Here is a 10911-nt window from a genome sequence, read left to right on the forward strand (position 1 = left end):
CGCCGCCGCGCTGCCCGCGGATGCCGCGCCCGCCGCCGCGCTGCCCGCGGATGCCGCGCCCGCCGCCGCGCTGCCCGCGGATGCCGCGCCCGCCGCCGCGCTGCCCGCGGATGCCGCGCCCGCCGCCGCGCTGCCCGCGGATGCCGCGCCCGCCGCCGCGCTGCCCGCGGATGCCGCGCCCGCGCCCGCGTCCCGCATCGACGCGCTGCACGCGCTGCTGGCGCCGTACGCGGAGCGCCACGTCGTCGTCTTCCTGCCCGGCTACTTCGGCCCGGTGGCGGAGCCGCTCGGGCTGCTGGAGCTGCTGCGCGGCGACGCCGAGGGCGGGCGGCTGCGGCTGCGGCAGGCGCGCCAGGCGGCCGAGACGGCCGGCGCGACGGTCGCGGCCGCGCGCATCGCGGCGCTGCTCGACGCCTGACGCGGACGCGCCACTGCAAACGAGCTGCAAGGTCGGTCGCCGATCCTGCCGGCGGCCCCGATGACCCCGACGCTCACCGACCCGCTCACGACGCTCCCGCACCGCCGCCGCCTCGAGCAGCGGCTCGACGCGCTCTTCGACGACTACGCGCCGCGCACCGTCGGCCTGCTCGTCGTCGACGTCGACGCCTTCCAGGCGATCAACGAGGACTTCGGCCGCGAGGGCGGCGACGCGGTGCTGCGGGCGCTCGGCCCGCGCCTGCGCGAGGCGATGGCCGGCGACCACCTCGTCGTGCGGCTGTGGAGCGACGAGTTCGGCGTGCTGCTGGAACGTGACGCGACGGCCGAGCGGATGGCCGCGCTCGCCGCGCGCGTGCACGGCGCCTTCGCGGCGCCGGTCCAGCTGGACGGCGAGCCGATCTGGCTCAGCGCCAGCATCGGCGGCGCGCTGCTGTTCAGCGACGACGGCATCTGGCCGGAGCTGATGCACGAGGCCGACCTCGCCGCCCGTCGCGCCCGCCGTCACGGCAGCTCCTACGAGCTGTTCCGCCCGGTCGAGGAGGACGCCGGGCGGGAGCTGCTGCTGCGCGTCCACGAGCTGCGCAGCGCGATCCCCGACGGCGAGCTGACGCTCCACTACCAGCCGCAGCTCGACCTCGCGCGCGGCGAGGTGCGCGGCGTCGAGGCGCTCGTGCGCTGGCAGCACCCCGACCTCGGGCTGCTGGAGCCGGGCGAGTTCCTGCTCGTCGCCGAGGCCGCCGACCTCGCCGACAGCCTCACGAGCGCCGTGCTGGCGGAGGCGCTCGGCCAGCTCGCGCGCTGGCGGCGCGACGGCCGCGAGCTGAGAGTCTCGGTCAACCTCGCGCTGCCGAACGTCGTCGACGAGCGGCTGCCGATCGAGGTCGGCCGGCTGCTGGCGGAGAGCGGCGTGCCGCCGCGGCTGCTGACGCTGGAGCTGACCGAGCGCGCCGTCGGCCAGGATCCCCGCCGCGCGCTCGCGATAGTCCACAGACTGAAGGCGCTCGGGATCGGCCTCGCGCTCGACGACTTCGGCGCCGCCGCCTCCTCGCTGGCGCTGCTGCGGCGGCTGCCGCTGGACGAGCTGAAGGTCGACCGCTCGTTCGTGTCGAGGATGACCCACGACGAGCGTGACGGCGCGATCGTGCGCGCGGTCGTGACGCTGGCGCGCGACCTCGGCCTGCGCTCGATCGCCGAAGGGGTCGAGGACCCGGAGACGCTCGACGCGCTGCGGCGGATCGGCTGCGACGCCTGCCAGGGCTGGCTGCTGCAGCGCCCGCTGCCGGCGGACGAGCTGGAGGCGTGGTTCGACGCCGAGACCGCGTCGCCGAGCAGCGCCTGACCGACGTGTTTCCAAGCCGGGGGAGAGCGGCGAGGGGGAGCGTCCCGCGGCGGCACCGTGCCGCGGGACGCTGCCGCCGCGCCACAATGGAGCGATGCTCCGACTCACGCTCTGCACACTTCTGATCGGTCTCGCGACCGCCGCGCCGGCCGCCGCCGCGCCGCAGCTCGTCATCAGCGGCGGCGGCTTCGGGCACGGCGTCGGCATGAGCCAATGGGGCGCGCAGGGGCAGGCGCTGCAGGGAAAGGGGTATCGCGCGATCGTCACCTCGTACTTCCCGGGCACGCAGGTCGCCAGAGCGCGGATCCGGCAGACGCTGCGGGTGCGGCTGACGGTCGCGCCGAGCCCCTTCTTCAGCGGCGCGACGAGGGCCGGGACCGCGACGCTCGACCCGCGCGCGACCTACCGCGCCCGCCTCCGCGGCACGCGCGTCGAGCTGAGAGCGCCCGGCCGCCGGACCGTGACGATCCCCGCGAGCGCGACGATCTCCGGCCGCGGCCCGCTCTCCGTCGGCGGCTTCGGCAAGGTCCGCGGCGCGCTGGAGCTGTCGGCGGACGACATCGACGGGATGCTGCAGGTCGTCAACCGCGTCGGCGTGGAGGACTACCTGCGCGGCGTCGTGACGCAGGAGGCGTACGGCTCGTGGAGGCCGGCCGCGCTGCAGGCGCAGGCGGTCGTCTCGCGCACCTACGCGGTCGCGGTCGTGAAGGCCGGCACGGTCGGCTTCGACCAGTTCGCCGACACGCGCTCGCAGAAGTACAGCGGCGTCGGCGGCGAATCTGCGAGCGGCGACCGCGCCGTCCGCGCGACCCGCGGCCAGGTCGTCACCTACCGCGGCAGAGCGGTGCCGGTCTTCTTCCACTCCAGCTCCGGCGGCCGCACCGACTCGGCGGCGGACGGCTTCGGCATGACGCCGCAGCCGTGGCTGGTCAGCGTCGCCGACCCGGCCGACGCGACGCCCGCCAACCCGCATCACAGATGGACGCAGCGGATCGCGCTCGCCAGAGCGGAGCGGCTGCTGCGCGCCCACGGCTGGCTGAGAGGGTCGCTGACGGCGATCGAGGTGCGCGCCCGCACGTCCTCCGGCCGGATCGTCACCGCGACCGTCTCCGGCAGCGGCGGCGAGGTCGTCGTCACCGGCGACGACCTCGCCTTCGTGCTCGGCCAGCAGTCGAGCCTGGCCAGCTACGCGATCAGGCGCTGAGCGTCACAGCGCGCGCTCGTACAGCACCATCGACGTCAGCGACGCGACCGTGTCGTAGAGCGAGCGGGCACGGCCGTTGAACTGCTGCGTCTGCCAGTAGAGCTTGTCGGAGCCGCGCTCGCGCGCGGCCAGCGCGGTCCGCTCGATCAACAGCCTGCCGGCGTCGGCGCCGCGCGCGGCGGGGTCGACGAAGAGATCCTCCAGGTAGGCGTAGGAGGTCTTCGACCAGGTCGACGGGTGGACGATCGTGTGCGTGAAGCCGACCAGCTCGCCGCCGGCGACGGCGACGAGGCCGAACATCCCGTCGCGCTGCTCGCTGAGGCGCGCGAAGGTGTGGTCGGTGACGTCGGCCGGCAGCTGCTCGCGGTAGAAGCGCAGGTAGCCCTGCCACAGCGGATCCCAGCCGGCGCGGTCGCCGGCCTGCAGGGGGCGGATCTCCAGGGGGGTGCTCATCAGCGCAGACTGCCAGGTCGGGGCGCCATACGCCGACTCCCACGAGTGTGAGACGCACGCGTATGCATCTGCGGTGAACGGCCATGGACTGTCTCATTCGACGGCGTTTGAATGGTCGCCATGAGCACTGAGACGCAGGACATCACGCTGGTCACCGGGGCCGCCGGCAAGACCGGCCGCCGGGTCGCCGAGCAGCTCGAGCGGCGCGGCATCGCCGTGCGCCGCGCCGGCCGCTCGACCTCGCCCGCGTTCGAATGGGAGCGGCCCGAGACGTGGGCGCCGCTGCTGGAGGGCGCCGGCAGCGTCTACATCGCCTACGCCCCCGACCTCGCGCTGCCGGGCGCGGCGGAGACGGTCGGCGCCTTCGCCCGTCAGGCGGTCGCGGCCGGCGCGCGGCGGCTGGTCGTGCTGTCGGGCCGCGGCGAGCCGCAGGCCGAGGCGGCCGAGCGCGCGGTCGCCGCCGCCGGCGCCGACTGGACGGTCGTGCGCTGCTCCTGGTTCATGCAGAACTTCAGCGAGAGCTTCTTCGCAGAGCCGCTGCAGGAGGGGACGCTGGCGCTGCCGGTCGACGGCGTGCGCGAGCCGTTCGTCGACTGCGACGACGTCGCCGACGTGGCGGTCGCGGCGCTGACCGAGTCGGGCCACGCCGGCCGCGTCCACGAGCTGACCGGCACGCGCCTGCTGAGCTTCGACGACGCCGTCGCCGCGATCGCCGCCGCCAGCGGCCGGCGGCTCGACTACGTGCCGGTGACGGCCGAGCAGTACGCCGACGGGATGCGCGGCGCGGGCGTCCCCGAGGAGGCGATCGCGCTCACCGCCCACCTCTTCGCGGAGGTGCTCGACGGCCGCAACGAGTCGCTCACCGACGGCGTCCGCCAGGCGCTCGGCCGCCCGCCGCGCGACTTCGCCGACTACGCCGCCGCGGCCGCCGCCACGGGCGTCTGGAGCGCGGCGCGATGAGCCGCGCGGTGCAGCTCGTGACGCTCGTGACGGCGCTCGGCTGCGGGCTCTCGGCCGGCGTCTTCTTCGCCTTCTCCTCGTTCGTGATGCCGGCGCTCCACCGCCTCACGCCGGCGCAGGGCGTCGCCGCGATGCAGCAGATCAACAAGACCGCCGTCGGCCCGCTGTTCATGGCGGTGCTGTTCGGCAGCGCGCTCGCCTGCGCCGGGCTGGTCGTGTGGGCGATCACCAGATGGGGCGAGCCCGCGGTGCCGTGGATCATCGCGGGCGCGGCGCTCTACATCGTCGGCGCGGTGCTGATCACCGGCGGCGGCAACGTGCCGCTCAACGACGCGCTCGCCCCGCTGGATCCGGCCAGCGCGCAGGCGGCCGCGAAGTGGGCCGACTTCGTGCCCGACTGGAGCCTCTGGAACCACCTGCGCACGCTCTGCTGCCTCGGCGGCGCGGCCGCGCTCGTCGTCGCGCTGATCGTCTGATGGCCGCCCCCGAGGCGCTCAGCGCAGCTTCAGCGTGCGTCTGCCGAGTGCGACGCCGTTGGAGGCGATCGCGACCCGCCAGCCGCCGGCCGCCAGCCCGCTGAGCTTCAGCCGCGCGCGGCCGTCTCTGTTCGCGGTCGCGCGCAGCGTGCGGCCGCGCGCGCCGGCTCTCGTGAAGCGGAAGCCGATCGGCCCGCTGACGTTGCAGCGGACGGCGACGCGGGCGCCGCGGCGGGCGCTCCTGCTCGCGAACGTGCAGCTCGGCGCCTGCGGCCGCAGCGGCAGCTGGTACCAGGCGACGTCGTCGGTGATGTAGCGCTGGTAGGCGCAGAGGACGATCGCGGGGACGCCGAGCTTGACCGCGAACGGCACCGACTCGCCCGACCAGTCGAGCGTGCTCGACGGCGGCTCCGGCTCCAGCCGGAAGGCGTCGGACATCACGAAGCCGGAGATCGAGGTCGAGGCGTTGAGGCCCGGCAGGTTGATCGACTTCTGCAGCTGGGCGCCGTAGCTCGGCTCGCAGCGGTCGTCGACGGCGGCGTTCTGGACGTAGAGCGAGACGGTGTAGCCGGTCGTCGTCGCCGAGGTCGGCTCGTCCCAGGTCGCTCTGCCGCTCAGTCTGACCTTCTGCACGCTGGCGGCGACGAGCCGCGGCGGTCTCGCGATCGCGAGCGTGTTGCCGGGGTAGAGCGGCGCGGTGCCGCCACCGGCGGCGGCGAGCGCGGCGGCGGCGAGCGGGACGATGGGCATCGGAGAGACCTCGGGACGGAGGGGAGGGGAGGGGCGACCACTCACGCGCCTACCCGCGCGCGAGCGCGCCGATGCGCCGACCGGATTCCCCGGAAGCCGGTCGAACGCTGTACCCTGCCGGCCCATGCGCCGCCTCCCGCTTCTGCTCGCGCTGCTGCTGTCGCTGCTGTTGCCGGCGATCGCCCGCGCTGAGGACCCGCCGCCGCCCGCGACCGAGATCGCCCAGCAGCTGTCGCTGCAACAGGCCGCCTCCGCCGGGATCCTCGACCTCAGAGCGAAGGGCGGGTTCGGCGGTGACAGCGTCGCGGTCGACCTGACCGGCGCGCGCGTGCCGGGGACGCCGGTCGGCGCGACGGTGCGGATCGAGTTCCTCGGCACGCAGAAGGACGGCTCGCCGTGGCCGCAGAGCAAGGCCGACGAGATCGCGGCGGAGATCACCAGACGGCTCGCGGGCTCCAAGGCCTCCGACGGCTCGCCGTTCACGATCACGGTCGAGGCGCGCGTGCGCAGCGGCGCCGACGCCCAGAGCGGCGGCACCCCCGGCTATCACCAGATCGTGCTGACCGACCGCCCGCGGGCCAGCGACGCGAGCATGGTCTCGCCGTCGCCGTTCGGCCCCAACGGCGAGAAGTCGGGCGACTGGGGCGTCAACGAGACGGCGACGACGCTCGCGCACGAGACCGGCCATCTGCTCGGCCTGCCCGACCGCTACTCGGCGCGCAAGCCCGACTGGATCGGGCCCGACGGCAGACACGTGAAGCTGCCCGAGTACAAAGGCGACCGCACCGACACGAAGGCGCTCGACGCGTGGTGGAGATCGGTCCAGGACAAGGCCGCCGCGCTCGACAGAAAGTACGGCAGAGGCGACGTCCAGCCGGGGATCCCGAGAGGCGGCGAGAACGACATCATGGCCGACGGGACCGGCTACGACCACGACAAGCCGATCATCGCCAGAGACATCGACGCGCTGATCGCGAAGGCCGGCGTGCGGATGAAGGCCAACCCCGGCGACGTGATCCTGAACAAGGACGGCGGAGAGCAGAACTTCATCGTCGGCGCCCCGCTGGACCTGTTCGCGCCGAAGGGGCAGACGGCCCACCGCGACGGCCTCTTCGCCTACTGCATCGACCTCGGCCGTCACATACCGGTGCCGGGTGCGCGCTTCGACGTGCTCGGCCCGGCCGCCGGTCTCGCCGGCACCTATCCGACGCTCGACGCGCTGCGCAGACTCGCCGAGACGGTCGCGGCGCAGCCGTCCGCCGGACTCGCCGGCCCGACCGGCGCCAACGACGCCTTCTGGGCGGTCAGCGACGGCTCCGCGCCGTCCAGCGACGAGGGCAGAGCGCTGCTCGCGGCCGCCGGCGTGACCTTCGACGAGGCGACCTTCAAGGCCGGCCCGCACTTCAGCAACCCCAACGCCGGCGCCGAGAAGACGGCCGGCGTCACGACCGACGGCGTGCTGCCCGCGCTGCCGGCCGACACGACCGCGCCGCCGCCCGAGCCCGTCTACAGACCGGTCGCGCTGAGCTACCTGAAGCTCGCCGGCGGCAGAGTGCGCGCCGGCCGCCGCACGGCGGTGACGGTCCGCTCGCTGCTCGACGGCCCGGTCCAGCGCTGGTCGGTGACGCTGCTGCGGCGCGGCAAGCCGGCGGCGAGCGGCAAAGCGCTGCCGCTGCTGACGCTGACGCCCGGCCCGAGCCTGAGCGTCGTGCGGCTGCCGAAGCTGAAGGCCGGCCGCTGGCTGCTGGTGCTGCGCCGCGACGACGGCGGCGCGACGCGCAGACTGGCGATCACCGCGGCGAAGCCGGCGAGAGCGAAGGCGAAGCAGAAGCGCCGCCCGCACGCGAGAGGCCATCGCCGGCGCTAGCCTCCGCCGCACGATGAGAGGCGACGAGCTGGAAGCGGCCTGCCTCGCGCTGCCCGGCGCCGGCAAGGAGTACCCGTTCGGGGAGGGCGTCGAGGTCTTCAAGGTGCGCGGCAAGATCTTCGCGATCGGCCGCTTCGGCGGCGAGCGGCCGACGATCAGCCTCAGATGCGAGCCCGACCTGGCGGTCCAGCTGCGCGCTCAGCACGCGGCGATCAACCCCGGCTGGCACCTCAACAAGCGCCACTGGAACACGGTCACGCTCGACGGCTCGCTGTCGGCGGCGCTGGTGCGCGAGCTGATCGAGGACTCCTACGACCTCGTCGTCGAGAAGCTGCCCAGACGCGAGCGCGACGCGCTGCGCTGGCTCGACGGCTGACCGCCGGCCAGCGCCGCGGGCTGGGAGAGCCGGTGCGCTAGCGGCTCGGGCAGAGGAAGTAGCGCGGGATCGCGACCGCCGTCAGCGGCGTGCGTCTTCTGCCGAGTCTTGCGGAGACGAGGCCGTCGAGCACCTGTCTGCGACCTCTGAGGACGTGGATCACGGTCGCGTTCAGATTCGCGACCCACTCGCTTCTGACCGTGTAGCCGGCGCGCTTGTACCTGGCGACCAGCTGCTGGCCGGTGCTGACCCCGGGGCGGATTCCCAGTTCCGTCACGACGCCGCCGAATGCCGTCACGTGCGTCAGTCTGCCGTTGCGGCCGCCGCGGAAGTAGGCGGTGTATCTCGCCGCGGGCGCAGCCTTGGGTCCATCGGAGCCGTAGGTGATCGGCAGCGGTCTCTTGCCGTCGAGACAGGTCTCCGCGGTCGTTCTGAGCTGCCCGGTCGCGTACCCCGCGTTGCGCGTCATCCCGAGTCTCAGCTTGTCGATCCCGTCGAGCCTGAGCAGCGTCCCGACCGGCACCCGCTTCGCGCTCGCGACGGCGGCGGGCGCGGGACGGTCGGCGCCGGCGGGCGCGGCGGTGGTGACTGCGACGGCGGCGAGCAGGGCGACCGACGAGAGGAGGCTGGCAGCGCGGAGCATGCCCGCGACCGTACCACTGACGCGCCACGTCATCGACGCCGGATCGGGAGGCGAACAGCTGTCTGCGGGGGTGAGCTGGCGCAGCCGCGCTTCTTTCCGCGCGCGGCTCCGTTAACAGCGTCCGATGTCGAACCGGTCAGCCCGCGTCGTCGCGCTTGCGCTCGCGCTCCTGCTCAGCCTCGTGCTCGTCACGCCCGGCGCCGCTCGCGCCGCCGGCGGCTGGGACGGCGCCCAGATCGCCGCCTGGGCGGCCGGCCCCGAGCGCGCGTGGGCGGCGATGACGGAGGCCAACGGCGCGATCCCCGATCGGCTCGAGCCGCCCTACGGCGCCTTCAACTACGGCACGCTGATGCTCGCGCAGGCGCAGCTGCGGGCGGCCAGGCGCAGCGCTGACGACGAGCTGCAGAAGGCGGCTGTGGCGCAGGTGCTCGGGACGCTGCGGCGCGACCCGCAGGGCGACCCGTTCTACGTGCTCGGCGCGACGACGCTGCTGCGCGACGGCCAGGCCGGTCGCCTGCCCGCCAGCGCCTGGGCGCGGATCGAGCAGCCGCTGAGCGACTGGATCGGCCGCATCGCCCCGTTCAGACGGCGCGTCTTCGGATCGACCGGCGGCTACGACAACTGGCGGCTCGTGTTCGCCGCCGGCGCCGCCGAGCTGGCGCAGGCCGGCCTCCTCGGCAGCAGAGACGGGATCGCGGCCGACCCGGTCGCGCTGCGCGCCGAGGTGCGGCGGATCGTCACGCGGCTGATGCCGCGCAACGCCGGGCCGCGCGTGCCGGTGCGGCGCGTCGGGCTCGCGCGGGCGCTGTCGGATCCGCCCTGGCAGCCGCCCGCCTACCACCTCTTCAGCGCGCTGCTGCTGGAGCGCGTCTACCAGTCGGAGCCGGACGCCTTCAGCGCCACCGCGCTGCGGATCCGCCGCGAGGCCGGCCGCTACGCGCTCGCGCTGATGGCGCCCGACGGCGCGCTGACGCCGGCCGGTCGCAGCGCCGAGCAGTCGTGGGTGCTGGCGGCGGCGGTCGACCTCGGCGCGATGCGCGCCTCCGACCGCGGCCGCGACGCGCCGGCCTGGCGCGCCTTCGCCGAGCGCGCGATGGACCGCCTCGTGCGTGTCCACGGCCAGCTCGACGACGGCACGATCCCCGTCGTGCCGGGGCTGTGGCAGCGCTGGGACGCGTCGATCATGGACGGCTACGCGTCGATGACGCAGTACAACGGCCTGACGCTGTCGCTGCTGCAGGACGCCGCCGACCGCTGGCCCGACGGCGTCCGCGTCGGCCGCGTCCCGGCCGATCGCGCCGGTCACCTCGTCGCCGACGTCGGCGGCGCGCGGCTGGTGTGGGGGCGGGCGCCACGGGTCTGGTGGGCGCTGTCGATGCGGCGAACGCAGCGCGACGGCCGCTACCAGCAGGGCCTGACCGCGCTGAAGGTGCTCGACGGCGGCGCCTGGCGCGACCTGCTCGCGTCGCGCCCGCAGAGCGGGCTGTCGTCCGGCTGGGAGCTGAGAACGCCGCGCGGGACGGCGCGGCTGGTGCTCGCGCACGTGCGCGGCAGCGGCAGCCGGGTGCGCCTCTTCGGCGCCTGGCGGCTGGCTGACGGCAGACGCTGGCGGGCCGCCCACTGGGAGCTGCGCACCCACCGCGCGACGACGACGATCACGACCGAGCGGCTGCGCGCGGGCGAGACGCTGACCGCGGGCCTGTGGCTGGCGGCCGGCGTCGCGCCGAGCTTCGAGTCCGGCTGGGTGCTGCCGAGCGCCTGCGTCGTGACCGCCTCCGGCTGGGGCTGTCCGGTGCGGCTGAGACTGGAGCAGCCGGTCGCGGCGCGACTCACGCTGCGCGGATGAGTTGAGACGATTGTCGTCGTCGTTCCGGTTTCCAGGAGGTCACATGCGCCGCGCCCACCGTCTGCTCGCCCTCGCCGCCCTGCCGCTCGTCGCGGCGGTCGCCGCCTCGCCGGCTGCCGCCGCACCGCAGCAGCAGCTGTTCACCTACACCGGCGGGCCGCAGACGTGGACCGTCCCGGTCGGCGTCACGCGCGCGAGCTTCGAGCTGCACGGCGCCGGCGGCGGCGCGGCGGTCAGCGGCGGCGACGGCGGCGCGGGCGCGATCGTGCGCGCCACATTGACGGTGACGCCCGGCCAGCAGCTGACGCTCGTCGTCGGCGGGCTCGGCGGCAGCGGCGCGGCCGCGGCGACGGCCGGCGGCTTCAACGGCGGCGGCGCGGCCGGCTCCGGCGGGCTCGGCGAGGCGGCGGGTGCGGGCGGCGGCGCTACCGACCTGCGCACGGGCGCCGGTGGTCTCGCCAACCGCGTGCTGGTCGCGGCCGGCGGCGGCGGCGCGGGCGCGGGCGGCAGCGGCAGCGGAGCGGGCGCGGGCGGCGACGGCGGTGCGGGCGGTTCCGGC

The 10911-nt window shown here is 75.1% G+C and carries 11 protein-coding genes and 1 pseudogene; 9 read left to right on the top strand and 3 right to left on the bottom strand.

Annotated features, from left to right (window positions below):
• The 3 genes and pseudogenes from Q7L73_RS28095 to Q7L73_RS28105 form a co-directional block, all read left to right on the top strand.
• A pseudogene (locus tag Q7L73_RS28095) lies at positions 1–418 on the top strand (2-oxoglutarate dehydrogenase, E2 component, dihydrolipoamide succinyltransferase); the annotation flags it as partial.
• Positions 419–478: 60 nt separating this feature from the next.
• On the top strand, positions 479–1777 hold the full coding sequence (locus tag Q7L73_RS28100) for a bifunctional diguanylate cyclase/phosphodiesterase (RefSeq protein WP_304696094.1): 1299 nt from the start codon (positions 479–481) through the stop codon (positions 1775–1777).
• Positions 1778–1871: 94 nt separating this feature from the next.
• Positions 1872–2981, top strand: coding sequence for a SpoIID/LytB domain-containing protein (locus Q7L73_RS28105; protein WP_304696096.1), 1110 nt, complete (start codon positions 1872–1874; stop codon positions 2979–2981).
• A 3-nt stretch (positions 2982–2984) separates the two neighbouring features.
• On the opposite strand, the gene Q7L73_RS28110 is transcribed toward Q7L73_RS28105, so the two are convergent.
• Positions 2985–3434: a GNAT family N-acetyltransferase gene (locus tag Q7L73_RS28110; RefSeq protein ID WP_304696099.1), complete on the bottom strand. Its 450-nt coding sequence runs from the start codon at positions 3432–3434 to the stop codon at positions 2985–2987.
• Positions 3435–3554: 120 nt separating this feature from the next.
• Between Q7L73_RS28110 and Q7L73_RS28115 the strand changes: the two genes are divergently transcribed.
• Both Q7L73_RS28115 and Q7L73_RS28120 read left to right on the top strand, forming a co-directional pair.
• A complete protein-coding gene (locus Q7L73_RS28115; protein WP_304696101.1) occupies positions 3555–4394 on the top strand; it encodes an NAD(P)H-binding protein in 840 nt (279 codons plus the stop codon).
• On the top strand, positions 4391–4870 hold the full coding sequence (locus Q7L73_RS28120; RefSeq protein ID WP_304696103.1) for a DUF1772 domain-containing protein: 480 nt from the start codon (positions 4391–4393) through the stop codon (positions 4868–4870). The genes Q7L73_RS28115 and Q7L73_RS28120 overlap by 4 nt, the downstream gene beginning before the upstream one ends.
• 18 nt (positions 4871–4888) lie before the next feature.
• Here the strand turns inward: Q7L73_RS28120 and Q7L73_RS28125 are convergent, their stop codons facing one another.
• Positions 4889–5620, bottom strand: a complete 732-nt coding sequence (locus Q7L73_RS28125; RefSeq protein ID WP_304696104.1) for a hypothetical protein — start codon at positions 5618–5620, stop codon at positions 4889–4891.
• Positions 5621–5744: 124 nt separating this feature from the next.
• Between Q7L73_RS28125 and Q7L73_RS28130 the strand changes: the two genes are divergently transcribed.
• Both Q7L73_RS28130 and Q7L73_RS28135 read left to right on the top strand, forming a co-directional pair.
• Positions 5745–7487, top strand: a complete 1743-nt coding sequence (locus Q7L73_RS28130; protein ID WP_304696106.1) for a hypothetical protein — start codon at positions 5745–5747, stop codon at positions 7485–7487.
• Between the two features lie 13 nt (positions 7488–7500).
• A complete protein-coding gene (locus Q7L73_RS28135; protein ID WP_304696108.1) occupies positions 7501–7863 on the top strand; it encodes an MmcQ/YjbR family DNA-binding protein in 363 nt (120 codons plus the stop codon).
• 37 nt (positions 7864–7900) lie between these two features.
• Here Q7L73_RS28135 and Q7L73_RS28140 read toward each other — a convergent pair whose 3' ends face one another.
• Positions 7901–8506 (bottom strand): hypothetical protein, encoded by a 606-nt coding sequence (locus Q7L73_RS28140; protein WP_304696110.1) that lies wholly within the window; start codon positions 8504–8506, stop codon positions 7901–7903.
• A 124-nt stretch (positions 8507–8630) separates the two neighbouring features.
• On the opposite strand from Q7L73_RS28140, the gene Q7L73_RS28145 reads away from it, so the two are divergent.
• Positions 8631–10352 (top strand): hypothetical protein, encoded by a 1722-nt coding sequence (locus Q7L73_RS28145; protein ID WP_304696112.1) that lies wholly within the window; start codon positions 8631–8633, stop codon positions 10350–10352.
• A gap of 43 nt (positions 10353–10395) precedes the next feature.
• Positions 10396–10911 (top strand): glycine-rich protein (locus Q7L73_RS28150; RefSeq protein ID WP_304715775.1); only part of this gene is annotated, 516 nt, incomplete at its 3' end.

The organism is Conexibacter sp. CPCC 205762 (assembly GCF_030646155.1).
In the GTDB taxonomy this organism is placed as follows: domain Bacteria; phylum Actinomycetota; class Thermoleophilia; order Solirubrobacterales; family Solirubrobacteraceae; genus Conexibacter.